Origin of the sequence: Chryseobacterium sp. (assembly GCF_008831505.1) — a bacterium.
Lineage (GTDB): Bacteria > Bacteroidota > Bacteroidia > Flavobacteriales > Weeksellaceae > Marnyiella.
On sequence record NZ_CP044507.1, the window covers coordinates 1,011,386 to 1,034,811 of the forward strand.

At 43.2% G+C, this 23,426-nt stretch carries 26 protein-coding genes; 19 read left to right on the forward strand and 7 right to left on the reverse strand.

The window, feature by feature from the left end:
• Positions 1-74: 74 nt before the first annotated feature.
• Together F7R58_RS04740 and F7R58_RS04745 are read right to left on the reverse strand one after the other, a co-directional pair.
• Entirely contained in the window at positions 75-578 is a 504-nt protein-coding gene (locus F7R58_RS04740; RefSeq protein ID WP_158063796.1) for a hypothetical protein, read from the reverse strand.
• An 83-nt stretch (positions 579-661) separates the two neighbouring features.
• Positions 662-898, reverse strand: a complete 237-nt coding sequence (locus F7R58_RS04745; protein ID WP_158063797.1) for a hypothetical protein — start codon at positions 896-898, stop codon at positions 662-664.
• 302 nt (positions 899-1,200) lie between these two features.
• On the opposite strand from F7R58_RS04745, the gene F7R58_RS04750 reads away from it, so the two are divergent.
• The 6 genes from F7R58_RS04750 (at position 1,201) to F7R58_RS04775 (ending at position 7,636) form a co-directional block, all read left to right on the forward strand.
• Positions 1,201-1,473, forward strand: a complete 273-nt coding sequence (locus F7R58_RS04750) for a hypothetical protein (protein WP_158063798.1) — start codon at positions 1,201-1,203, stop codon at positions 1,471-1,473.
• Complete coding sequence (locus F7R58_RS04755) at positions 1,466-1,879, forward strand: c-type cytochrome (RefSeq protein ID WP_158063799.1); 414 nt, start codon at positions 1,466-1,468, stop codon at positions 1,877-1,879. Before F7R58_RS04750 ends, F7R58_RS04755 begins: the two co-directional genes overlap by 8 nt.
• A gap of 110 nt (positions 1,880-1,989) precedes the next feature.
• Positions 1,990-3,687 carry a lysine--tRNA ligase gene (gene lysS, locus F7R58_RS04760; RefSeq protein ID WP_158063800.1) on the forward strand — a complete coding sequence of 566 codons (1,698 nt, stop codon included), beginning with the start codon at positions 1,990-1,992 and terminating at the stop codon, positions 3,685-3,687.
• Between the two features lie 244 nt (positions 3,688-3,931).
• A complete protein-coding gene (gene gyrB / locus F7R58_RS04765) occupies positions 3,932-5,866 on the forward strand; it encodes a DNA topoisomerase (ATP-hydrolyzing) subunit B (protein ID WP_158063801.1) in 1,935 nt (644 codons plus the stop codon).
• 70 nt (positions 5,867-5,936) lie between these two features.
• The gene (locus tag F7R58_RS04770; protein WP_187695264.1) at positions 5,937-6,758 is read left to right on the forward strand and encodes an RsiV family protein; all 822 of its coding nucleotides are present in this window, start codon (positions 5,937-5,939) and stop codon (positions 6,756-6,758) included.
• Between the two features lie 29 nt (positions 6,759-6,787).
• Entirely contained in the window at positions 6,788-7,636 is an 849-nt protein-coding gene (locus F7R58_RS04775) for a diacylglycerol/lipid kinase family protein (RefSeq protein ID WP_158063803.1), read from the forward strand.
• A 27-nt stretch (positions 7,637-7,663) separates the two neighbouring features.
• Here F7R58_RS04775 and F7R58_RS04780 read toward each other — a convergent pair whose 3' ends face one another.
• Entirely contained in the window at positions 7,664-8,305 is a 642-nt protein-coding gene (locus F7R58_RS04780) for a MarR family winged helix-turn-helix transcriptional regulator (protein ID WP_158063804.1), read from the reverse strand.
• Positions 8,306-8,573: 268 nt separating this feature from the next.
• On the opposite strand from F7R58_RS04780, the gene F7R58_RS04785 reads away from it, so the two are divergent.
• From F7R58_RS04785 to F7R58_RS04815, 7 genes are read left to right on the forward strand one after another with little or no spacing between them, the layout of a single operon-like run.
• Positions 8,574-10,064 (forward strand): phytoene desaturase family protein, encoded by a 1,491-nt coding sequence (locus F7R58_RS04785; protein ID WP_158063805.1) that lies wholly within the window; start codon positions 8,574-8,576, stop codon positions 10,062-10,064.
• A complete protein-coding gene (locus F7R58_RS04790; RefSeq protein ID WP_158063806.1) occupies positions 10,057-10,908 on the forward strand; it encodes a phytoene/squalene synthase family protein in 852 nt (283 codons plus the stop codon). The genes F7R58_RS04785 and F7R58_RS04790 overlap by 8 nt, the downstream gene beginning before the upstream one ends.
• On the forward strand, positions 10,905-11,363 hold the full coding sequence (locus tag F7R58_RS04795; protein ID WP_158063807.1) for a hypothetical protein: 459 nt from the start codon (positions 10,905-10,907) through the stop codon (positions 11,361-11,363). Before F7R58_RS04790 ends, F7R58_RS04795 begins: the two co-directional genes overlap by 4 nt.
• 3 nt (positions 11,364-11,366) lie before the next feature.
• Entirely contained in the window at positions 11,367-11,834 is a 468-nt protein-coding gene (locus F7R58_RS04800) for a sterol desaturase family protein (RefSeq protein ID WP_158063808.1), read from the forward strand.
• Positions 11,835-11,843: 9 nt separating this feature from the next.
• Positions 11,844-12,551, forward strand: coding sequence for a lycopene cyclase domain-containing protein (locus tag F7R58_RS04805; RefSeq protein WP_158063809.1), 708 nt, complete (start codon positions 11,844-11,846; stop codon positions 12,549-12,551).
• Positions 12,552-12,553: 2 nt separating this feature from the next.
• On the forward strand, positions 12,554-13,039 hold the full coding sequence (locus F7R58_RS04810) for an SRPBCC family protein (RefSeq protein ID WP_158063810.1): 486 nt from the start codon (positions 12,554-12,556) through the stop codon (positions 13,037-13,039).
• A complete protein-coding gene (locus tag F7R58_RS04815) occupies positions 13,036-14,463 on the forward strand; it encodes an SDR family oxidoreductase (protein WP_158063811.1) in 1,428 nt (475 codons plus the stop codon). The genes F7R58_RS04810 and F7R58_RS04815 overlap by 4 nt, the downstream gene beginning before the upstream one ends.
• A 36-nt stretch (positions 14,464-14,499) precedes the next feature.
• Here the strand turns inward: F7R58_RS04815 and F7R58_RS04820 are convergent, their stop codons facing one another.
• Together F7R58_RS04820 and ggt are read right to left on the reverse strand one after the other, a co-directional pair.
• Complete coding sequence (locus F7R58_RS04820) at positions 14,500-15,051, reverse strand: hypothetical protein (protein ID WP_158063812.1); 552 nt, start codon at positions 15,049-15,051, stop codon at positions 14,500-14,502.
• A 53-nt stretch (positions 15,052-15,104) separates the two neighbouring features.
• Positions 15,105-16,790: a gamma-glutamyltransferase gene (ggt, locus tag F7R58_RS04825; protein ID WP_158063813.1), complete on the reverse strand. Its 1,686-nt coding sequence runs from the start codon at positions 16,788-16,790 to the stop codon at positions 15,105-15,107.
• A gap of 89 nt (positions 16,791-16,879) precedes the next feature.
• Here ggt and F7R58_RS04830 point away from each other — a divergent pair, with 89 nt between their 5' ends.
• Positions 16,880-17,842, forward strand: coding sequence for an NAD-dependent epimerase/dehydratase family protein (locus F7R58_RS04830; RefSeq protein WP_158063814.1), 963 nt, complete (start codon positions 16,880-16,882; stop codon positions 17,840-17,842).
• A 134-nt stretch (positions 17,843-17,976) separates the two neighbouring features.
• Here F7R58_RS04830 and F7R58_RS04835 read toward each other — a convergent pair whose 3' ends face one another.
• Complete coding sequence (locus F7R58_RS04835) at positions 17,977-19,185, reverse strand: metallophosphoesterase (RefSeq protein WP_158063815.1); 1,209 nt, start codon at positions 19,183-19,185, stop codon at positions 17,977-17,979.
• A 67-nt stretch (positions 19,186-19,252) separates the two neighbouring features.
• Entirely contained in the window at positions 19,253-20,320 is a 1,068-nt protein-coding gene (locus F7R58_RS04840; protein ID WP_158063816.1) for a 3-oxoacyl-ACP synthase III family protein, read from the reverse strand.
• A 94-nt stretch (positions 20,321-20,414) separates the two neighbouring features.
• Between F7R58_RS04840 and F7R58_RS04845 the strand changes: the two genes are divergently transcribed.
• From F7R58_RS04845 to F7R58_RS04865, 5 genes are all read left to right on the forward strand, one after another.
• Entirely contained in the window at positions 20,415-20,984 is a 570-nt protein-coding gene (locus F7R58_RS04845) for a hypothetical protein (RefSeq protein ID WP_158063817.1), read from the forward strand.
• 9 nt (positions 20,985-20,993) lie between these two features.
• Complete coding sequence (gene ubiE / locus F7R58_RS04850) at positions 20,994-21,713, forward strand: bifunctional demethylmenaquinone methyltransferase/2-methoxy-6-polyprenyl-1,4-benzoquinol methylase UbiE (RefSeq protein ID WP_158063818.1); 720 nt, start codon at positions 20,994-20,996, stop codon at positions 21,711-21,713.
• A 43-nt stretch (positions 21,714-21,756) separates the two neighbouring features.
• Positions 21,757-22,539 (forward strand): porin family protein, encoded by a 783-nt coding sequence (locus F7R58_RS04855; RefSeq protein WP_158063819.1) that lies wholly within the window; start codon positions 21,757-21,759, stop codon positions 22,537-22,539.
• 143 nt (positions 22,540-22,682) lie between these two features.
• Complete coding sequence (locus tag F7R58_RS04860; RefSeq protein WP_158063820.1) at positions 22,683-22,985, forward strand: hypothetical protein; 303 nt, start codon at positions 22,683-22,685, stop codon at positions 22,983-22,985.
• Positions 22,985-23,272, forward strand: a complete 288-nt coding sequence (locus F7R58_RS04865; RefSeq protein ID WP_158063821.1) for a cell division protein ZapA — start codon at positions 22,985-22,987, stop codon at positions 23,270-23,272. The genes F7R58_RS04860 and F7R58_RS04865 overlap by 1 nt, the downstream gene beginning before the upstream one ends.
• Positions 23,273-23,426 lie beyond the last annotated feature (154 nt).

Sequence of the window (23,426 nt, forward strand, 5' to 3'; positions counted from 1 at the left end):
ATCACCTAAGTAAATTTACGAACCAATAAGCTCATTTTAAGAATCTTAGGATATTCAAATGCTTTAAAATGACATTAATCATCATCATGATTGTCTTCCGTTTCCAATGCGTTTCCTCCGGAGTTTTGACTTGCAGTTTTGCTCCTGATTTCCGTATGACGGATTTCGCCGCCCGTTGTGCCGGCTTTCTGAGCGAAAAACAGTGTCGCGAGGGCAAGTACTCCTACGATAAAAGACATGAACTTGAAAAATGCATAGTTTTTGAAACTGGCAAAAAGCGCTACTGTGCTTATTCCGCCCAAGACATAAGACAGACCGGCAAAAAGTTCAGCTGCTTCTTCATGGGTTTCAATAAGGCTATCGGTCACGCCCGGAAGGTTTTCTACGCCGTGCTCAGCGCCTTCGCCAGTGGCCATAGCAGCAATTGAGGCAAGTGCACCAAGGATGAAAATGAAATAGGAGTTACGTTTTGAAACTTCGGTTTTTGTGAAAATACCGATAAGAAGCAGGATGATTCCTGCTACAGGAAATATAATTGGCAAATGGTTTACTACCAAATGCAGATGTGTGTTGTTCATTTTGACTGTTTTAAAGTTTAAATAATGAGAAATGCAAACCCCTCCTCAATTCAGTGCTTGAATAGGATTCATCTTTACAATATTTAAACAAAAACCGGTGGGCGGAACACGCTGTTCAGCGTATTGGAAGCATAAATGAAATTTCGGAAGGGAATAACTTTTCGCTCCCTGAATGGGGCAGGATATAAGAGTGAAAAGGTGAAATCTTCCGGGATAGTGAGTGGGTTTACGACTACTGTATTTGTTTCGTGAGTTTTAAAAGGTAGTTTCATATCCTGCTCATAGTCGGAATCCACACTCTGTTCGTCAACATAATGCATCTTTAAGAAGGAATATACGGTCGTGTCGCTGTTGCTAATCCGATGCGCCAGAAAATGCGAAACAAGGTTGGGCAGTCTCAGTATTTGCTGCACCTCCGTAAAAGAGAGAAGGTAAACAGTTAGAAATAAATATACAGTCAGCCGTTTCACTGGTCAAAGGTACGAAGCATTTTCTCTAAATTGTTGAGCCTGATAAATTTATAATTATTACAATTAAAAATAAGGTGTAATTCTTGAGCTCTTTTTATGTGTAAAGCCGCAAATTAAAACCTAATGTCCTATTTTTGTCCAAATTTGATATTATGAAAAAGCTACTTACATTAACATTCGCCACGGCACTTATTGCAGCCAGCTGCAGCAAAAAAGACAGTACTTACAAGCAGGACAGCAATACGATGCTTGCCGAGCCGGAAGTTTCTGAAATGGATACAACACAAACCATCTCCGAACCCACTGCAACTTCCACCTTCGAGGGTCCTGGACCAAATGCCAGCGGAGATACAATTAAGCCCTATCCTGCGGGAACTACTTCTACAGGAGCCACAGATAAATCCAAGCCGTCAGGGAATGAATAAATTTTTTATGGCCTGTATAGTTGCAGGTCTGCTGATGACTTCATGCGCTAAAAAAGAGACTTCTTCTGTTCCTGATTTTGACGCACCACCAGCTTCTGCGCCGGAAAAGGTTCAGGAAATTAAGGCGGAAGATCCCATGGCCAGAATAACAGAAGGTAAATCACTTATAGAAGGAACCGACTGTATGACCTGTCATAAAACAGACAGTAAACTTATCGGTCCTTCCTACCTTGAAATTGCGGCAAAATATGATAACAGTCCGGAAAACCTTGAACTGCTTGCCGGCAAAATAATTGATGGCGGCAGCGGTGTGTGGGGTAGTGTCCCAATGTCTGCCCATCCCGGCATGAGCCGTGACAATGCAAAGAAGATGGTGGAATACATTCTGAGTCTGCGGGTAAATTAGGCCTTAGCTAAGCAATATACAGCAGCCCGTACGGCTGCTTTTTTTATGCCCAGCTGTTCCGTTTACTGCAGAAATTTAACTAAATTTGCCCTCTTAAAAAGCAAGCAAACATGCAGTTATCAGAACAGGAAATCATCAGAAGAGAAAAGTTGGCAACCCTTACCAAAATGGGTATTGACGCTTTTCCGGCAGAGGAGTATAAAATCTCAGCAACTACCAAAAGTATAAAGGACGATTTCAGTGAAGGTAAACAGGTGCAGATTGCGGGACGACTAATGAGCCGAAGGATTCAGGGTAAGGCAAGTTTTGCTGAGCTCCAGGATTCCGAAGGCAGGATTCAGGTTTATTTTAACAGGGATGAAATCTGTACAGGTGAAGACAAAACCCTGTACAATGAAGTTTATAAACACCTTTTGGACATCGGTGATATCATCGGTATTGAAGGTGAACTTTTCAGTACTCAGGTGGGTGAGAAAACCGTAATGGTAAAGAATTTCAAAATTCTTACGAAATCCCTTCGTCCGCTGCCGCAGCCACGTACCGATGAGAACGGAGTGGTCCATGACGCATTTAATGATGCAGAACTGCGTTACAGACAGCGTTATGTAGACCTTACTGTAAATCCACATGTAAAGGAGATATTCGTTAAGCGTACAAAACTTTTCAACGCCATGCGTACCTTCTTCAATGATGCAGGCTATTTTGAGGTAGAAACACCTATCCTTCAGTCTATTCCCGGTGGTGCAGCTGCCAGGCCTTTCATCACGCATCATAACGCGCTTGATATTCCACTGTATTTAAGGATTGCCAATGAACTTTATCTGAAAAGACTTATTGTTGGGGGCTTCGATGGTGTTTATGAGTTTTCCAAAAATTTCAGAAATGAGGGCATGGACCGTACCCATAATCCGGAATTTACGGCGATGGAAATCTATGTGGCCTATAAAGACTATAACTGGATGATGGACTTCACTGAAAAACTGCTGGAATTCTGTGCGGTTCAGGTAAACGGTACCACTACTGCTACCTTCGGCGAGAACCAGATTGATTTTAAAGCTCCCTATCCACGGGTGTCCATGACGGAAGCCATCCAGAAGTTTACAGGTTTTGACATTACAGGAAAAACCGAAAAAGAACTTTACGATTTTGCTAAATCGATTGGTATTGAGGTGGACGAAACCATGGGCAAAGGAAAACTCATCGATGAAATTTTCGGTGAGAAGTGTGAAGGTAACTTCATTCAGCCTACATTTATCACTGATTATCCGGTTGAAATGTCTCCATTAACCAAAAAGCACCGCAGTAAAGAAGGCCTTACCGAACGTTTTGAACTGATGATCTGCGGAAAGGAGGTGGCCAACGCCTATTCGGAGCTTAACGACCCAATTGATCAACGCGAACGTTTTGAATCTCAGCTTGCACTTTCTGAAAGGGGGGATGATGAAGCAATGTTCATAGATAATGATTTCCTGCGCGCCCTGGAATACGGGATGCCGCCAACTTCAGGTCTGGGGATCGGTATGGACAGGTTAATTATGTTCCTGACCAATAACGCTTCTATCCAGGAAGTACTTTTCTTTCCTCAGATGAAGCCCGAAAAAACAGTTCCGCAAGTTGAGCTGGGGGAGGATGAAAAGGTGATATTGGAAATACTTAACTCTCAGGAAGAAGCCATGAAGCTTTCCGAAGTGAAGGAACGTGCACAACTGTCCGGTAAGAAATGGGATAAAGCGACCAAAAACCTTACGAAATTTGAAATGATTAAGGTTGAAAAATCGGCTGATGAAATCCTGATTTACCTGGTTTAATACACTCCATCAATTTAATAACGGGCTTCGGTCCGTTATTTTTGTTTAAAGGGTCTCTGTACCTTTCACATAACTCCCGTGTTCCGGGTTTACAGCATTACTTTAAATAACACTTTTTAACTTTTATATCCGGGTAAAAATCGCGATATTTGTAGGTCTTTGCAAACCGCAAAAACAATCACTAAATTATACATTAAATAAATATTTTGCTGCACATTAATTTGCAGCGGCAAAAACAAGCAGTATGAGTCAGAAACAATATACAGCAAGCAGTATTCAGGCCCTGGAGGGTATGGAACACGTGCGGATGAGACCTTCCATGTACATAGGTGATGTAGGTTTACGGGGTCTTCATCATTTGGTTTATGAGGTTGTGGATAATTCCATTGACGAGGCACTGGCCGGACACTGCGATACCATTTCGGTAACCATACATGAGGGAGAATCCATTTCCGTAAAGGACAACGGTCGTGGGATTCCGGTAGATTTCCACGAAAAAGAACAGAAATCAGCTCTGGAAGTGGTAATGACCAAAATTGGTGCCGGAGGTAAGTTCGACAAGGATTCCTATAAGGTCTCCGGTGGTTTGCATGGTGTGGGTGTTTCGGTTGTTAACGCACTTTCCGTGTCTCTTGTGGCAACCGTAAACCGTGACGGCAAGGTATATCAGCAAAAATATTCACGTGGGGCAGCCCTGGGGCCGGTGAAGGAGATTGGAACAACAGACGGGAGAGGTACGGAAGTATTCTTTGAACCGGATGAAACTATTTTTCAGGAAATACTGTTTAATTATGATACTCTGGCCGCACGCCTGCGCGAACTGGCCTTCCTGAACCGCGGTATCTCCATCACCCTTACAGACGAGAGGGTAAAGAATGAAGACGGATCCTTACAGCAGGAAACATTCTATTCTGAGGGCGGGCTTAAGGAATTTGTTGAATTCATCGACGGCAACCGCGAGGCCATCATGGATAATGTGATCTTCATGGAGGGCGAAAGGGATGATATTCCCGTGGAGGTGGCCATGCGCTACAATACGTCGTTTAACGAGAACTTACATTCTTATGTAAATAATATCAATACCCACGAGGGAGGTACACACCTTACAGGTTTCAGACGTGCACTTACCAGGACACTGAAGAAATTTGCCGATGAACTGGGTATACCGGCCAAGGAAAAGGTTGAAGTGACCGGCGACGATTTCCGTGAGGGACTTACAGCCATTATTTCGGTGAAAGTAATGGAGCCTCAGTTTGAAGGTCAGACTAAAACCAAACTGGGTAACTCCGAGGTCGCAGGAGCTGTAGATAAGATCGTGGGCGAAATGCTGACCAATTTCCTGGAAGAGAATCCTAATGAAGCCAAGATGATTGTGCAGAAAGTAGTTTTGGCGGCTAAAGCGCGGCAGGCTGCCAAGAAAGCACGTGAAATGGTGCAGCGAAAATCACCTATGGGCGGAGCCGGACTTCCAGGTAAGCTTGCAGACTGCTCTTCCAAGGATCCGGCGATTTCAGAAATCTACCTGGTGGAGGGGGATTCGGCAGGTGGAACTGCCAAGCAGGGCCGTGACCGTCATTTCCAGGCGATTCTTCCGTTGCGCGGTAAGATCCTGAACGTGGAAAAATCCATGATCCATAAGGTCTACGATAATGAGGAGATTAAAAATATCTATACGGCTCTTGGTGTGTCGGTAGGAACTGAAGAGGACAGCAAAGCACTCAATCTCTCTAAACTGAGATACCATAAGGTAGTGATCATGACCGATGCCGATGTGGACGGTTCACACATTTCCACACTGATCCTGACCTTCTTCTTCCGTTATATGAAGGAGCTTATAGAGCAGGGCTACGTGTATATCGCATCGCCGCCACTTTACCTCCTGAAGAAAGGTAATAAGAAGATTTATGCCTGGAACGAAAAGGAGCGGGAAGATTACACCCTGGAAATGTCTCCGGACGGAAAAGGGGTTGATGTACAGCGTTATAAAGGTCTCGGTGAGATGAACGCTGAACAATTATGGGAAACCACAATGAATCCGGATCACCGTATGATGAAACAGGTAACAATAGACAACGCAGGTGAGGCCGACCGGATCTTCTCCATGTTAATGGGTGATGAAGTACCGCCAAGGAGAGAATTCATTGAGAAGAACGCTAAATACGCACGTATTGACGTCTGATTTAAGTTGGATCCATATGTAAAACCGTCCGGCTTGGACGGTTTTTTGCATTTCAATTCAGATGACGACTATGAAACAATTACTTTGTACGCTGACACTTGCAGGCGTTCTCTCTGCAAGCTGCAACAAGAAAACTGTGGAAAAATCTCTGCCGGACACTTCATATAACAAAACGGATACTACAGCGGCCAGGGAGAAGGTATCCTTTGCTGTGGATTCGCTTAAAATCGCTGATTCCGCTGTAATTTCCCCAACGCTTACGCTGGAATACAGCCAGAATGTGCTGCTGTTCAAAGGTTTGAAAAAGGCCGTTCTGGACACTCTTTATGCTGATGTACTTTTCCAGGATGGTAATGTATTGCCCAACTATTCTAAAACTACTGTACAGAAAGCCGCATCTGACCTTATGCACAGCTACTTTGTAGATTCCCGTACAGATTACCGCGATTTTATGCCCGAACGGTCTCAAAAATGGGATCAGCATTCTGCGATGAAAGTTCACGGTAATTACCACGGATTACTGACTGTTCAGTATACCGGTTATGGATACACCGGCGGCGCACATGGGTATGCGTATGAGAATTACAGGACAGCCGATATTATTCAGCAAAAAAATATCAAACTGGAGGATATTGTTGATCTAGAAGCAGTTCCGTGGAATCAGCTATTGCTTGCACATCTGGGTTCGCGTAAAGGTGAGCTTTTCGAACCGGCAACTTTAACCTATACCCAAAATTTCTTTTTTGATCAGGATTCACTTACTTTCGTTTACGGGCAGTATGAAATAGCACCCTATGCTTCCGGAATAATTCAGATAGCACTGCCGCTGTCCAGGATTTCAGGAGCGCTGAAGCCAGAATTTAAAGAACGCATGGGTATACCGGCCAAATAATTAGCTTTTCTTTATCTACATTTGCAGCTATGTTGCGCACCGCTTTTATAATCAATCCACGTTCTGCAAAAAACAGTGCAGACCACTTTCTCAGACAACTAAAGGCCCGGATACCGGATCCCCTTGTCCATATTTCCCAGTCGGTACAGTCAACACATGATTTCATCCTGGAAAATTTTGATGAGGCAGATATTTTTGTTGCAGTTGGCGGAGACGGTACCATATCCAGTGTAGCTTCAAACCTGCTGAACACTTCAAAACTCCTGGCTGTAATTCCGGCAGGATCAGGTAACGGTTTTTCTCGTGAGATGAAATTTTCTTCAAGCCTGGATCACTTGCTGGGTAAAATAAAGGCAGGCAATGTTGAGGAGATTGATACTTTCACGGTGAATGGCAGGATTTCCGTCAATGTTTCAGGTACCGGTTTTGACGGCGAAGTAATACAGGCATTTGAGAAGACCTCCCGTGGTTTTGCCAATTACATCCGCACTTCCGTGGCAAAATACAGGAGTTACAGACCCATCAAGGTACGTTTTGAAGAAAAATACAGTGACTGCAACGGCGAATATCTGATGATTAACGTGGCCAATACCCGGCAGTTTGGTAACAATGCCTTTATCGCACCTCACGCCAGCCATAGTGACGGACTGCTGGAGATCGCCCTGGTGCGGAAATTCCCTTTCATACACGCACCGGTTTTTGCATACCGAATGTTCTCAAAAAAACTCATTCCAAATCAGTACATAAAATATCTGTCCGTGCCGGAAATCCGGTTTGAGGTCGATAGTAATGTCTGGCATCTGGATGGTGAGGGTGTCAAAATACCTTCGCCAGTGCATATAAAAATATGGCCAAAAAGCCTGAAAATTGTTGTGTAAATTTTCAGACAGGTTTTTTTGAGGAGTTTAAAGCATTTTCATAATTTCATCGGTGTCTTCATTTTTGAAGTTGGAGTAAACCGTGTGATGAAAAGTATTCAGTTTTTTAAGTGAGGAAAGAAGTGCTTCTTTTTCCTTGAGGCTGAGTTGCCCACACATGATCCTGGAAACTTTGGTAATGTCCTGCATGGAGTCTAAAAAAACATTGCGGCCCTTCTCCGTTACTGAAATCCGTGTGCTGCGCTTGTCATTCTCATCAGGACTTTCCTTAAACAAGCCGTTCTTTACCAGACGTTTAATGATTTCAATGCCCGTCTGCTTTTCGTGCGCATTTTTTTCAATGAGTTGCATTTTCGTCAGGCTCTCATAATCCATCATCCGGAACAGATAAGTGAAATCCTCATTTGCCAGGGCAGGATGGTTTTCCAGTGATTTTCGGATAAGCTGTTTGGAATAACGTCCAAGCATGATCACCTGCTTGGCGATTTCATTCTCCAGATCATATACCTTAAGGTCAAATTTTTCAGAAAGATTCCTGGGAGTCTCTCTTTGGTAAGCTCTTTGGTTAAGGTGCATGCGGAAATCTTCCAGACTTTGCTGGTTTTGTGGATGACTTTTCTGAAAATGGTCCAGTTCTGTCAGAATTTCAATGATAAGATGAAGTTCCATCGTTTATTTAAGTTCAGACCGTCTCATTATAGGAAACTTGTGGTCCTGTATATAAATTAATCTCTGCAAAGATACTGAGAATACAGGCAGATGCCAAACAGCAGCGTAAGCAGTCCATACAGCAGATGGACGCCTGTAAAAAGATTGTGATTCAGTACTTTAAAAAAACAGTATATTTATTATTGATTTTCCTTATTGTAAAGATAGTCAAAAATATTTCCAAAGTAAGTATAAAAGTATACTTTTGTACTAATTGATTTTAGCCCTTATGAAAAAAGCAGTTATCATTGGATCCGGTTTTTCATCTTTATCATGTGCCTGCTATATGGCCAAGGCCGGTTATGAGGTAACGGTCCTGGAGAAAAATGAGCAGATCGGCGGACGCGCTTCCATGCTGGAAGGCGATGGCTTCCGCTTCGATATGGGACCCAGCTGGTATTGGATGCCTGATATTTTCGAAAGGTTTTTTGCTGATTTTGACCGCAGGGTTGAGGATTATTATACACTGGAAAAGCTCTCACCTGCCTACAGGGTATATTTTGGCGAAGATGATTACATAGACATCGCGGATAATCCTGAAAGCATTATCCAGACATTTGAAAATTTAGAACCCAGTAGTGGCGCTCATCTTCGCAGGTTTATGGAAAAAGCAGAGGCTAATTACAAAGTAGCCATGACGGACCTTGTGTACAATCCCGGTAAATCCCTGCTTGAACTGGTAAGTCCGGAAACAGCTGCACGTCTTCCCTTATTTTTTCAGAATATTTCACAAACTGTCCGCCGCAACATTAAGAATCCTAAGTTACGCAGCATTCTGGAATTTCCCGTGCTCTTTCTGGGCGCAAAACCGTCGGATACTCCTGCTTTTTACAACTTTATGAACCATGCGGATTTCGGCATGGGCACCTGGTATCCGAAAGGTGGCTTCAACGCGGTTGCAAGGGGAATTCATCAACTGGCGGTTGAATTTGGGGTAGCATTTAAGGTTAATGAAGAGGTGAAGTCGATAGACTGCCAGGAAAGCAAGGTGAAATCCGTAACTACTCAGAACTCCACTTATTATGCAGATGTTGTGATCTCCGGCGCCGATTACGCCCATACCGAAACTTTACTCCACAGCGGCCTGCGGAATTATTCAGAATCTTACTGGCAGAAGAAGACTTTTGCTCCTTCATCGTTCCTGTATTATGTGGGATTCAACAGAAAAGTGCCGAAGTTGCAGCATCATAACCTTTTCTTTGACACCGATTTTGAGGAGCATGCCCGTGAAATCTATGATACCGGTGCATTGCCCCAAAAACCTCTTTTTTACGCGAATTTCTCCAGCAAAACAGATCAGGGGCTTTGCGATCCTGATAAGGAAGTAGGCTTTTTCCTCATTCCCGTGGCTGTGGACCTTCAGGATTCGCAGGAAATTCATGACCGCTACTTTGATCTGATTCTGGAGCGCATCAGAAAAAACACGGGTGAAGACCTGCGGGACGCTGTTGCTTTTAAGAAGAGTTTCGGTGTGCAGGATTTCAAAGAGCGCTATCATTCCTGCAGGGGCAATGCCTACGGTCTTGCCAACACGCTTCTGCAGACTTCCGTGCTGAGGCCGAGAATTGACAACAGGAAACTAAGCAATCTTTTTTATACGGGACAACTCACGGTGCCGGGCCCCGGAGTTCCGCCCGCGCTTATTTCGGGAAAAGTTGTCGCTGAGTATATTTGTAAAGAACACAAATCACCAAATCACCCACAGTATACCTATGAATAATCTTGACATTTTCCACACAGTTTGCGGCCTGTCCTCAAAGATGGTGACGCAAAAATACAGTACCTCATTTGCATGGGCGTCCACACTGTTTAAACCTGACATCAGACAGCATATCTACAATATTTACGGTTTCGTGAGATTCGCCGATGAGATTGTTGATACTTTCCACGGGTATGATAAGGCCCAGCTTCTGGCAGAATTTGAATCCTGTTACCGCAGCGCAGCCGACAAAGGGATTTCTTTAAATCCCATACTGCACTCGTTCTGCCGCACCCTGCATGAAAAAAACATCCCTGCTCATTTGGTGGATTCATTTTTAGATTCCATGCGTATGGACCTTGGCGATATACGGGATTTCAATGATTTGCGCTATAATGAATATATTTACGGAAGTGCTGAAGTGGTAGGTTTAATGTGTCTGAAGGTTTTTGTGGACGGAAACGACGAAGAATATGAGCGACTGAAGCCGTATGCTCAAAGCCTGGGTGCGGCCTTTCAGAAAATAAATTTTCTGCGGGATATTGCAGCCGATTTCAATGACCTGAACAGAACCTACTTCCCTGAGGTGGATTTCAGTAAGTTCAGCCTGGGCGACAAACAGAGGATAGAGGAAGACATTGCCAGAGATTTCGCTCATGCCTTCATTGGCATTAAAATGCTGCCTATTTCCAGTAGGGTGGCCGTTTTTATGGCTTATAAATATTATCTGAACCTGTTCCGGAAGATCAGGAATACCGAGCCGGCACTGCTGCTCACCAAAAGAATCAGGGTGTCCAATGCAAGGAAGATTTACCTTTTTGGCGAGATGTTGCTTAATAAGAACCTAAATTTGGTGCGGCTGTGAAAAAGTTATTTGCCTTAGTTTTGTTCAGTTCGTTTGTGCTGGCCAGTAGTCAGGATCTTGAGCGGTTCCGTAAACTTATGCAGCAGGCTGAGCATTCGGATTCGGCCTCCAAAACGCTTTTTGAAGATTCCCGCAGGAGCTATGATTCAAGTCGTAAACCTATTGCCCTGGCATTCTTTGCTCTTGGAAATTTTCTGATGGCCAAACATTCAACCAATCCCATCACCCAGTATTATTATTTCAGCAAAGGTCAAAAAGTGCTGGAGGAAGCGGTGAGGAAGGATCCAAAAAATCTGGAGATCCGTTTTATACGTTTTATGAGTCAGGATCAGGCACCTGCGGTATTAGGTTATCGCTCCGATTTGGCCGCGGACAGAAAGTTTATCTTATCTGAAATGAAACGCACTTCAGATGCTTACCTGATAAGGAAAATAAAGTCATATTTTAAGATGTAAATAATGGAAGTTCTTTTTTATATTTTAATTACTGTTGCTGTATTTGTAGGTATGGAAGGGATTACCTGGCTTACGCACAAGTACATTATGCACGGGCTGGGTTGGTATTTTCATGAGGACCATCATCAGCCCGGATATCCGCATGTTTTCGAGAAAAATGATTTCTTTTTCGTTGTATTCGCTGTTCCTTGTATGCTATTATGTTATTTTGGTAGCTGGTATGGCCTCAACTGGCTGTTCTTTGTAGGATTGGGCGTTTTTCTGTACGGCATGTGCTATTTCATGGTGCATGATGTCCTTATTCACCGCCGTTTCAAGTGGTTCGACAAAACCAATAACTGGTATTTCCGGGCACTGAGAAAAGCACATAAGATTCATCATAAACATTTGGGAAAGGAAGACGGCGAATGTTTCGGCATGCTGTTCGTGCCGCTGCGCTACTTCCGCGAAGCAAAATCATCAACAAAATAATTATCCGTCTTGCAGCATTACTACTATCTGTTACTTGATCTTCTGAGTTTCTGCATTCCGTTTCTTTTCAGTTTCGAACGAAAAAGAATGCATTTCATCCAATACTGGAAACCTTTTTTTTCGGCGATATTCATTGTTGGACTGTTTTTTATTGCCTGGGATATCTGGTTCACAGAAATGGGTGTCTGGGGATTTAATGATGACTATCTTATTGGTCTCCGCATTATAGGGATGCCGTTGGAGGAATACCTCTTCTTTCTTCTTATACCTTATGCGAGCGTCTTTATCCATTACGCAATGGAGTATTTTCTCCCAAAACTTGTACTCAGTAAATCTGTCACTCATTATATCTCCCTTTTCCTGTTTGTTCTGAGCGCGGCCATTGCTGCTCTTAACACAGATAAGATCTATACTGTCACCGCATTTGGTCTTTTCTCATTGCTGACGCTTTTTCAGCTGATTTTCCGGTGGAAATTTGCTTCGCGGTTTTATTTAAGTTTTGCCATCATATACATCCCTTTTTTCTTTGTTAACAATGCCCTAACCGGCAACTATTCAGCTGAGCCCGTGGTGTTTTATGATGATGCTGAGAATCTGGGAATCCGTGTGGGAACTATGCCACTGGAGGACAGTTTCTACTGTTTTGCTCTGCTGTACGGTATCGTTTTGGTGTTCGAATATTTTAAACTGAGATGGCAGAAACCTTTAACCCTATAAAAATGAAGCTTAAAGTAGTTAAACAGTCCGGCATCTACACCCTAACTTCAGAGCAGGAACTTCCTATATCGTTGGATGAAGCCTGGGCGTTTTTCACTGTTCCAGGCAATCTGGACCGGATCACCCCTTCAGAAATGAAATTCAGTATTACCAACAGTCCGGGCCAGCATACGTACCAGGGACAGATTATTACCTATAAAATCGGAATAATTCCATTAATCAAAAGCAACTGGATTACCGAGATTACACACTTTGTCCCTAAGAGATTTTTTGTGGATGAACAACGCTTCGGTCCTTATGCCATGTGGCATCATGAGCACCATTTTACCGAAACCGGTGACGGACGTGTCCTGATGAAAGACATAGTGAATTTTAAAATGCCCTTAGGCATCTTTGGCGACATACTTGCAGGTGAAGCTGTAAAAAAGCGTGTGGTTTTCATATTTGAAAGCCGATACAGAATACTGCAGAAACTCTTCTCTAAATGAAAATTTTTCTTACCGGTGCCACAGGTTACATTGGCAAACGTTTACTCATACAGCTTCTGGAAGAGGGGCATACTGTAGTTTGTTCCGTGCGCGATCCCAAGCGATTCAGTACCAGGCTTTACCAGAATCACATGGACCGTCTGCAGGTTGTACAGAATGACTTCCTGGATTCCGCCACGCTGGACAATATTCCTGCAGATCTAGATGCAGCCTATTATCTTGTGCATTCCATGTCTTCAGGCGAAGGCGATTTTGCCAAAAAGGAGCAGCAGTCCGCCGATAATTTCCGTACGGCTATGGAAGCAACTCGCGTAAAGCAGGTCATTTTCCTGACCGGAATAGTGAACGAACAGAAACTCTCCAGGCACCTGGAATCGCGGAAGAGGGTAGAAGAGTCGCTTAAAAGTGACAGATATGCACTTACGAGTCTGCGTGCCGGAATCATAGTGGGCTCAGGCAGTGCTTCATTTGAAATCGTACGCGACCTTGTAGAGAAACTTCCGGTAATGATTGCTCCAAAATGGCTGAACACGAAATGTCAGCCCATCGCAATCCGGAACGTGATCCAGTTTCTGGTGGGTGTTCTGGGCAAGGAATTTACTTTCAACAAAAATTATGATATTGCGGGTACCGATATCCTGACTTACAAAGAAATGCTGCTGCAATATGCGGAGGTACGCGGACTGAAAAGGCACATCTACATGGTGCCGATAATGACGCCCAAGCTGTCCTCCTATTGGCTTTACTTTATTACAAGTACGAGTTATCCCCTGGCAAAGAACCTGGTGGATAGTATGAAGATCAACGTAATAGCCAGTAACAATACGCTTGCTGAGGATCTTGGTATTCAGCTTTTTTCGTACCGCGAGGCGATTCTGATGGCTTTTGACAAGATTAAACAGAATGATGTGCTGTCCAGTTGGTACGATTCATTCAGTGGGACCTTTCATGCTCGTAATGTCTGGCAATATCTTGAAGTGCCGTCCAAAGGCTGTTTCAAAGATGTCCGTTCCATGACGGTTGACAATGAAGATTCTGCACTGGAGCGAATTTTCAGTATTGGCGGCAAGACCGGCTGGTATTATGCCGATTTCCTGTGGCGGATCCGTGGTTTTCTTGATAAGATATTTGGAGGTGTAGGACTTCGGCGGGGCCGGCGGAATCACAGTGAGCTGGAAGCCGGAGACTCTGTAGATTTTTGGAGGGTGCTTTATGCCAGTAAGGAAGAAAAACGGCTTTTACTTTTTGCTGAAATGAAAGTTCCGGGCGAAGCCTGGCTCGAATTCAGAATAAAAGATGGAGTACTGCATCAGGAGGCAACGTTCAGGCCATTGGGTTTGTCCGGCAGACTGTACTGGTATGCAGTCCTGCCGTTCCACGGGCTTATTTTTAACGGGATGCTGCGAAAACTTGCCGGTGCGTAACAAAATTTGCCCGAAACATACTTCAAGAAAAGTCTTTTATTGCTTACCATGTATTTTTCGTTGCTCAATAACCGATAGAATAAAAAATAAAAGCGGAAAGCCAAAGTACACGGCTAAAATTATTAAAGTGATTTTTATTTGTCCATACCTTTTTTCGTCAAAAATAGATTTGTCAATTAAAACATCATCATCTTTTTCAAGCTGAATAATGTCAATGGTATTCTGAGTTTTAACGGGTGGACTGTGGTAAATTCTCACCAGATCGTCCTCGTTAAGGATGGAGAAAATCTTGTCATATTGCTTCTCATCCTTTGATAAGAAGGAATACAAGTTGCCATTTCCTTTTAATTTAACAAAAAGAACTTTAGTTTTGCTTTTAATAGGAAGTCTTTTGTAGGCATTCCCTTTATGAACTCTTTCTGTGAAGCCCACAATGTCAATTTTTCCTGTTGATATATTGAAATCATCTTTGCTCTGTGAGATATCGTTGATTTGAAGATACAGCAGAAATGATAGAATGCATGGCAAAAGACCAAGTATTAAAATCCATTTAAAATAATTTCTTGCTGTTTGGAGAACATTAGCCATGTAAGACATTAAAATATAAGGGCTCTATATTCAATCTATTATATAAACTAATTCTACTCTAAACCTACAGAATCATCGCCGCGACTGTCAGCAATTGCTGTCGTCATTCCCGTATCATCAATGACGATTAATTCTGTCCTGCCAATCTGTTCCGTTTTAACAAAACTGTAATTCTTTTTGATCAGTGACTCTATTGTCTTTTCTGGAAACGTCCTTTCAACAAGGACGCCCTCTGGCAGCCACTGATGGTGAAACTTGGGCGAATTTACGGCTTCTGATGGGTTTAACCCGAAATCTACAATATTTACGATCGACTGAAACACGGAGGTTGGAATTGTAGTACCGCCCGGTGTTCCTACAATGATGAACGGTTTACCCTTCTTCATAACAATAGTGGGTGTCATTGAGCTCAGCATCCTTTTACCCGGTTGTATGGCATTGGCTTCGCCTCCTACAGCTCCAAACATATTGGGCACTCCGGGTTTAACTGAGAAGTCATCCATTTCGTTATTCATGAAAAATCCTGCGCCTGCTACAACCACTTTACTTCCATATAATCCGTTGAGTGTGGTAGTGACAGATACCGCATTTCCTTCCCGGTCCAGTATTGAGATATGGGTTGTTTCCGCAGATTCTTCAGGCAGCGCTGTGATTTTACCTACAGCAGCACTCGGAGTTGCGAAATTTCTGTCAAAATTTTCCCAGCGTTTCTTCAGATACTCCTCAGAAATCAGCATTTGGGTCCTGTCTTCACTGAAATCCGGATCACCCATAAATTCAGCACGGTCAGCAAAAGCCCTGCGCTCAGCCTCCACCATGATCTGGACAGCTTCAGGTGAGTTATGAGTAAACTTTCCGAGGTTTTCAAAATCCGACATCTTCAGCATTTGCGCGAGCAATATTCCGCCACTTGAAGGCAAAGGCATGGATACTATTTCATTCTCTTTATAACGGAAAAGCAGGGGTTGCCGTTCAACAGCTTTATAATTCCGCAGGTCCTGCAGTTCAATGATGCCGTTGCCCCGTCTCATTTCGGCAACAATCAATTCTGCAGTTTTGCCTTCATAGAATCCTTTGGCGCCATTCTTTTGTATACTTGTCAGTGTTTCAGCCAGTTCCCTCTGGACCAGCAAATCTCCTTGCTTCCAGAACCCTCTTTTCTGAAATACGGACGGAATTTTATTGTGTTTATTGAATTGAGGCATTTCGCGGTTAAGCAAAGCTGCTTCACGCGCTGTTATAGTAAATCCTTTCGCTGCAAGCTCTATGGCAGGCTGTATTAGGACATCCATCGGCAGATTGCAGTGTTTTAGAGTAGCAAACATTCCTGCTACAGAACCCGGTACGCCAACGGCAAGCCTGCCGTTTTGGGACAGGTCTGTATCGGCATTGTTTTGTTTGTCCAGGTACATATCCCGTGAAGCTTTTGCCGGTGCAGTTTCGCGGTAATCCAGGGTGAATTTTTCGCCGCTGCTTTTTACCGCGACCAGAAAACCTCCGCCGCCCAGATTTCCCGCTTGCGGATAAACCACTGACAGAGCCAGCTGGGTTGCGACGGCTGCATCAAAAGCGTTGCCGCCAAGCCGTAATATGCCTGCGCCAACTTCACTTGCTAGCGGATGAGCGCTTACAACCACACCTTTATCTTTAGTACGTACTTCCTTTACCACATTGATTTCGGTGAACTGCGCAAGCGTGATAACCGGCCAAAACAGAATAAACAAAAGCATATTTTTCATCACAGGAAGTTTTATCAAAAGTAAAGAATACTTTTATTAACGTCTCAATTTTTCTAAATTTGCCGGTATCTAATTTCTAAACAAAAAGCATGGAGTCCTACACGGAAAAAATCCTGATTACAGGTGCCCTTGGGCAAATTGGAACTGAGCTCACCAACAGACTTGTTGAAATTCATGGCGCCGAAAATGTGGTAGCTTCCGGACTGGACCGTTACGACAAAAACCTTACCTCTGCAGGCTATTATGAAAGGATGGACGTATCCAATACTCAACTTGTTAGGCAGGTGGTGAAGGACTACGAAATTACAACTGTGTATCATCTCGCTTCACTGCTCTCCGGAACCTCCGAGAAGCAACCGCTGTTTGCCTGGAAACTTAATGTAGAGCCTTTGCTCAATTTCTGTGAACTTGCGCGGGAAGGTTTGCTGAAAAAGATTTTCTGGCCAAGTTCTATTGCAGTTTTCGGTAAAGGAATTCCCAAGCATAATGTAGGGCAGGACGTAGTTTTGAACCCAACAACTGTTTACGGCATCTCCAAAATGGCCGGTGAAAAATGGTGCGAATATTATTTTGATAAATATGGTGTGGATGTAAGGAGCATCCGTTATCCCGGACTTATTTCCTGGAAAACACCTGCCGGAGGTGGAACCACGGATTACGCCGTTGAAATTTTCTATGAAGCTGTGGAAAAAGGCAGCTATACCAGCTTTATCTCCGAAGAAACTGCTATGCCTATGCTTTATATGGACGATGCGATCAACGCCACACTCCAGCTCATGTCGGCTCCTTCCGAAAATCTGACGGTTCGTTTCTCTTATAATCTCGGCGGAATGTCATTTACTCCCCAGGAGCTTGCAGCAGAAATCAAGAAAGAAATGCCTGAGTTTGAAATTGATTACAACCCGGATTTCCGTCAGGCAATTGCCGATTCCTGGCCTTCATCCATTGATGACAGCGTGGCAAAAAAAGACTGGGGACTGAACTATGAATTCGATATTACGGATATGACAAAGGACATGCTTAAGAACCTAAAAGTAAAATTAGAGAAATAGAATTTGGTTTAAATAATCTAAATCAACTATCAGAAAATCAGTTGAGAAGAGGATTTAATTAAATAATACTTTAAGTTAACACTTTTTATATTTGCCATAAAAGACGGGACTGCATATTGCGGTCCCTTTAAAATTTAACTAAGTTCAAACACGGTGATCTCGGGATCTATACCCACCCGTCCGGGGTAGGCAATCACACCGAATCCCCTGTTCACATAGAGATATCTGCCTTCACTTTCATATAGGTCTGCCCATTTCTTATAACGGTACTGCACGGGACTCCATTTGATGTTTTTCAAGTCCAGCCCAAACTGCATTCCGTGCGTATGGCCCGAGACGGTGAGCTGCACATTGGATGGATGCTTTTTCACCACTTCATCAAAATGTGACGGATCATGGCTCATCAAGACTTTTATCGCGTCGGACGGTATGCCTTTGGTCGCTTTGTTAAGGTCTCCATATTGCGGAAAAGGCTTGATGCCCCAGTTTTCAACGCCTATCACGAAAAGGTCCGCACCTGCAACGGTCAGTTTCCGGTGTTCGTTTAGAAGGGTTTCGAAACCGGCTTTTTTCAGAAGTTTGATCAGGTTGGGAACATTTGCCTTCTGTTCTTCTTCAGACGCCCACTCGCCATATTTTCCGTAATCATGATTGCCCAGAACCGCAAACTTACCGTCAGGTGCCTTAATCTCGGAAAAAAGCGGGATAAACCGTGAGAATTCTTCCGCATAGTTATTAACTACGTCACCGGTGAACAGCACAAGATCCGGTTGCTGACTGTTGATCAGTTCAATCGCGGGTCTTAATTTCTCAGGGTTAAAAAAACTGCCGCTGTGAAGGTCGGAAATTTGCACGATTCGATATCCTTTAAGTCCTGAAGGGAGATTCGGAATTTTAAGCTTTACCTTACGCGCTTTGTGACGGTACTTTCCAAATATAATTCCATCGGCAAAGAGCCCTGCCGCCAGTCCGAATAAACCTATACCGGCCAAGCTCAGGAATTTCCGGCGTTCCGGATATTCCGACGTAGGGTTAGAGGTCACGAATTGATAACCAAACTGAAAAAGTCTCAGTATGTCGTCTATTAGTAACATTACAACCACCAAGAGTTTAGGAAGAACAAAGATCAGAAAAACAGATACGATGATCTGTATACGGTGATGCTCACGGTCAGCGCGGTCCAGTGTAAGAATAAGGTAAACCAGAGTGGTATAGGTAAGTATGGTAATGATCCAGTACATGTTCCGAGCTGCGCCTTTGTCAAAAATATTCCGGAAAGCCTGAAAGACGTAAAATTCCAGAAAGAAGATAAGGACAGTGAATATCAGAAAATTCCTTTGCATAGGGATAAAAACTAAAAGGCACAAAAATCAGAAAAATTTGTGCCTAAATTGATTTATGTGATCTTTTTTACGGGAAACGGTAGACAATACAGTTGATGTTCATACCAGCGCCTACGGAAGCGAGCAGGATGTTGCCTTTGTCCCTGAACTTATGACCCTTCATTTTACCTTTTTTGATCATATTGAACATGGTAGGAACAGTAGCCACGGATGAGTTGCCCAAAAACTGAATGGTCATGGGGGCGATAATGCGGTCATAATCGCTGTGCCCGTACAGTTTCATAAGACGGTCTATAATTGCATGGTCCATTTTGGCATTGGCCTGATGCAGGAGGATCTTATCGATATCATATATTTCCAACCCTGCATTGTCAAGGGTAGCTTTCATTGCAGCGGGAACGTTCTTCAACGCATATTCGTAGATCTTCCGTCCCTGCATACGAACATAAAGCGGAATCTGACTGGCTTCTTTGTTCAGTGAAGGTGCATTTTCCAGAAAATTAAGTTCTGCGTCATTATCGCAGATGGTATTATGCTCCAGAATACCTACATTTTCCTCTTCAGTGGCCTGCACTACAACGGCACCGGCACCGTCAGCAAAAATCATCTTGTTCCTGTCGTAGGGATCAGTTACGCGGCTCAGCGTTTCGGCACCTACCACCAGGATCATTTTCGCTGCACCGGCTTTAATTAGGTGGTTGGCCATAATCATGGATTCCACCCAGCCCGGACAGCCAAAGATCATATCATAGGTAATACACTTTCTGTTCCTGATGCCCAGTTTCTTTTTCAGACGGGCGGCCATATTAGGCATGAAGTTAGAGCGTGAGCTCTCGCTTACCTCACCAAAATTACTGGCATAAATAATATAATCAAGTTCTTCAGGATTGATTTGCGCGTCCTCTATTGCCTCCTGAGCCGCGATAAGACCGATATCGGAATTCATTTGGGTGTCATCCACATATCTGCGGGTCTCGATCTCCGTGATTTCTACGAATTTGTCTATGATTTCGGCATTTGGTTTATCGATGCGCTGGCCTTCTTCGGTATAGAATTCACTGTCCAGGAAATGGTCTCTACCTACTACTCTTGGCGGAAGATAGCTTCCTGAACCTATTATTATTGTACTCGGCATTTAAATAAAAATATACCTGCAAATGTAAGAATTAAAATCTAACAGGACAGAACCAAAAATATTACTAAATTTGCAGAAATATCACCGAAAAACAATGAAAAAAAACCCCGCCCTTACAGGCTTTATAATTTCCGTTTTATTCGTAATTATGGCGTTTGGGGTCTATTTTCTTTTCCTTTCCAAGAAAGACTATTACCTGGTGGACAATCCTACTCCTGAGATCTATTATTTCAGGATTAATGACGATGCTGAACGTATTATCACTGCAGGGCAGTATATAAAAGTGGACCTGCCTAAAGGCACGAACCGGATAAAGGTTTATGATGAGAAGAAAAGCATGATTTACGATTCTGCCTTTACTGTAAACAAAGTGCGTGGTCTGCTTAACATCAGTCACCAGGATTATTACATCAATACCCAGTATTATGGTTATGACCTGAAACGTGATTCTCTGCTTTTGGCTCTGGGTACTACAATGATTGACGGCAAGGCGTACCACGGTGCACCTAAGCTCTTCAACAGCTTATATACAGAGGATTTCTATTACAATCTGGACGAGCGGTATGACCCGGTGATCAAGAACATACAGAAAGTGGAAGCTCGCACCAAAATATTCCGTAAACAGGATTTCCTGAATTACTACAAAGATTATTATCAATTTTAATTAACAGATTTGGAACAGATAAAACCCTATAATTCGGATGCCAGCAAAAAAAGTGAAGTGGAGGATATGTTTGACAACATCGCTCCCAAATACGATTTGCTGAACCATGTACTCTCGATGAAAATTGATGTAGCCTGGCGGAATACACTTGTAAAGTGGATGAAGAAGGATTCCGTGGAAAAGGTTCTGGATGTGGCTACCGGCACCGGAGATCTGGCGATTGCAGTCCATAAAGGAACACAGGCCGAGGTCGTAGGGTTGGATTTATCTCAGCAAATGTTAAATGTTGGTCTGGTTAAAATAAAAAAACTTAATTTAGACGGCAGAATTTCCATGCAGAAAGGTGATGCAGAGAACCTTCCTTTTGAAGATAACAGCTTTGATGCGGTTTCAGTGGCGTTCGGGGTCCGTAATTTTGAAAATCTGAACAAAGGGCTCGCTGAACTTAGAAGGGTTGTTAAAGAGAACAGAAGCGTGTACATACTGGAATTTTCTAAGGTGGAAGGCTTCCTGGGACCGTTTTATATGTTTTATTTCAGGAATATCCTGCCCAGAATCGGCAAGCTGATCTCTAAGGATCACAGAGCTTACAGCTATCTGCCGGATTCGGTAAATGCATTTCCGTATGGAGAGAAGATGAAGAATATCCTGCTGGAAACAGGATTTAAAAATGTTGAATTTAAGAAGCTGAGTTTAGGCATTGCCACAATTTATAAAGCTACCAAGTGATATCCGGCGGCAGCGCGGGATGTTGTAAAAATTAATATAACACATGAACAGAATTTTATTTAAGTCTTTGGTCCTGTCGTCGTTGGCATTTGCCACTTTTGCAGATGCGCAGTTCCGTACAAGAAACCGGATGGATAAACTGGAAAGTTTTGACCAACAGAAATTCAGCTGGGGCTTTTATCTTAATGGGGCAATGTATGATTACCGTTTGGTACTGGATCCCAGATACGGGATGGATGTTAACCACAATCTCGTAACCTCCAAGCCCAGCTACGGATTTGGTGCCGGCCTGATTGGTAAGATGCGCCTTAACGACCATTTTGACTTAAGACTGGAGCCGGGACTGCAGTTCATTCAGAGAGAGCTTCGTTTTGAAACTCAGAGCAATGACCAATATTCCGCGGGTACGCTTACCAATCCTCCGTTTACTCCAAAACAGCTTACTGAAGCAGATAAGGTTCGCAACATCAAGGCAACCATGCTGGATATACCTGCGATGATCGAGGTACACGGCGACCGCTGGTACAATACCCGCGCCTATGCTGCCGCAGGTGTAAATTACATTATGAACCTGCAGTCCAATGCAAATAACAGCGACGACAACCTTCAGGGTGTTTTCCGTTCCACAACACATAATTTTGCATGGTCGGCGGAAATGGGTGTTCAGATTTACTTTAACCGGTTTAAACTGACGCCGGGCTTCAGAGGGACTTTCTTCCTGAATAATGAAATGGTTTCCGATGATCCGGCAACGCCACCGTACTGGGCAAAATCAATTAGCACGGCACAATCCAGAGCTTTTATGTTTATTCTTAAATTTGAATAAGACAATTTATACAATCTATAGGAAAGAAGGTTTATTTAGCCTTCTTTTTTTATGCTTTCTCCTGAAAATACTGCCGGGTAAAGTACCTGATTTCAATTTAATTTTATACTTTTGCTTAAATGTTAGAATTTTAAAGACGCGGAATGCTAAAAGAATTAGAAAATAATTTTTCTGAATTAGAAAGAAAAATTTCTAATGTTAGTAAGGATTACCGTAATCTTTATACCAAATATAAGGATCTGGAAAAAGAGCACGAAGAGCTGCAGTTTAAATATGATGAAGAGCGGAAAAAAAACCAAGTACTCGCAGAAGAACAGAAGAAAATAAAACTTTATTCAGCAATAGCAGGAAATCCCGAACATAACAGGCTAATGAAGAGTCATATCAACCGGTTGATCAAGGAAGTGGATTTTTGTATTGCAGAGCTTCAAAACAGTGGACTGTAATGGACGTGAGGCGAATCACCATCAATGTGGCCGGAAGGGTTTATCCGCTGAATGTGCCTGCCGCTGAGGAGGAAACACTCCGCAAGGTAGGGAAGCAGATTGAAGCAATGATTAAAGATTTTGAACTTAATTTCGATGTCAGAGATAAGCAGGATGCGCTGGCAATGTGTGCCCTGAAACTGGGTACCAGTGCTGAAGTTTCTGCCAAGAACAACGAGAAAAATATAAATGCTTCCAACGAAAGGCTTTTGAAGATCAGCCAGCTGCTGGAAGACCTGGAAAAGTAGATTTTTCTTTTCCGATAAGTACTGCCTACAATAGTTCTAACACATTAAAGGTAAACTCAACGCTAAACAATTACCGAACAAAAGTCCAGTGAATGGCGTGCCGCAACCGCGGATTACAGACATTGGAAATCAGTTCAAATCGTGTTGATTAGGA

Bases quoted from the DNA above. Each gene is read 5' to 3' on its own strand.
- F7R58_RS04740 (WP_158063796.1), bottom strand. From the start codon at position 578: ATGAACAACACACATCTGCATTTGGTAGTAAACCATTTGCCAATTATA.
- F7R58_RS04745 (WP_158063797.1), bottom strand. From the start codon at position 898: ATGCATTATGTTGACGAACAGAGTGTGGATTCCGACTATGAGCAGGAT.
- F7R58_RS04750 (WP_158063798.1), top strand. From the start codon at position 1,201: ATGAAAAAGCTACTTACATTAACATTCGCCACGGCACTTATTGCAGCC.
- F7R58_RS04755 (WP_158063799.1), top strand. From the start codon at position 1,466: ATGAATAAATTTTTTATGGCCTGTATAGTTGCAGGTCTGCTGATGACT.
- lysS (WP_158063800.1), top strand. From the start codon at position 1,990: ATGCAGTTATCAGAACAGGAAATCATCAGAAGAGAAAAGTTGGCAACC.
- gyrB (WP_158063801.1), top strand. From the start codon at position 3,932: ATGAGTCAGAAACAATATACAGCAAGCAGTATTCAGGCCCTGGAGGGT.
- F7R58_RS04770 (WP_187695264.1), top strand. From the start codon at position 5,937: ATGAAACAATTACTTTGTACGCTGACACTTGCAGGCGTTCTCTCTGCA.
- F7R58_RS04775 (WP_158063803.1), top strand. From the start codon at position 6,788: ATGTTGCGCACCGCTTTTATAATCAATCCACGTTCTGCAAAAAACAGT.
- F7R58_RS04780 (WP_158063804.1), bottom strand. From the start codon at position 8,305: ATGGAACTTCATCTTATCATTGAAATTCTGACAGAACTGGACCATTTT.
- F7R58_RS04785 (WP_158063805.1), top strand. From the start codon at position 8,574: ATGAAAAAAGCAGTTATCATTGGATCCGGTTTTTCATCTTTATCATGT.
- F7R58_RS04790 (WP_158063806.1), top strand. From the start codon at position 10,057: ATGAATAATCTTGACATTTTCCACACAGTTTGCGGCCTGTCCTCAAAG.
- F7R58_RS04800 (WP_158063808.1), top strand. From the start codon at position 11,367: ATGGAAGTTCTTTTTTATATTTTAATTACTGTTGCTGTATTTGTAGGT.
- F7R58_RS04810 (WP_158063810.1), top strand. From the start codon at position 12,554: ATGAAGCTTAAAGTAGTTAAACAGTCCGGCATCTACACCCTAACTTCA.
- F7R58_RS04815 (WP_158063811.1), top strand. From the start codon at position 13,036: ATGAAAATTTTTCTTACCGGTGCCACAGGTTACATTGGCAAACGTTTA.
- F7R58_RS04820 (WP_158063812.1), bottom strand. From the start codon at position 15,051: ATGGCTAATGTTCTCCAAACAGCAAGAAATTATTTTAAATGGATTTTA.
- ggt (WP_158063813.1), bottom strand. From the start codon at position 16,790: ATGAAAAATATGCTTTTGTTTATTCTGTTTTGGCCGGTTATCACGCTT.
- F7R58_RS04830 (WP_158063814.1), top strand. From the start codon at position 16,880: ATGGAGTCCTACACGGAAAAAATCCTGATTACAGGTGCCCTTGGGCAA.
- F7R58_RS04835 (WP_158063815.1), bottom strand. From the start codon at position 19,185: ATGCAAAGGAATTTTCTGATATTCACTGTCCTTATCTTCTTTCTGGAA.
- F7R58_RS04840 (WP_158063816.1), bottom strand. From the start codon at position 20,320: ATGCCGAGTACAATAATAATAGGTTCAGGAAGCTATCTTCCGCCAAGA.
- F7R58_RS04845 (WP_158063817.1), top strand. From the start codon at position 20,415: ATGAAAAAAAACCCCGCCCTTACAGGCTTTATAATTTCCGTTTTATTC.
- F7R58_RS04855 (WP_158063819.1), top strand. From the start codon at position 21,757: ATGAACAGAATTTTATTTAAGTCTTTGGTCCTGTCGTCGTTGGCATTT.
- F7R58_RS04860 (WP_158063820.1), top strand. From the start codon at position 22,683: ATGCTAAAAGAATTAGAAAATAATTTTTCTGAATTAGAAAGAAAAATT.
- F7R58_RS04865 (WP_158063821.1), top strand. From the start codon at position 22,985: ATGGACGTGAGGCGAATCACCATCAATGTGGCCGGAAGGGTTTATCCG.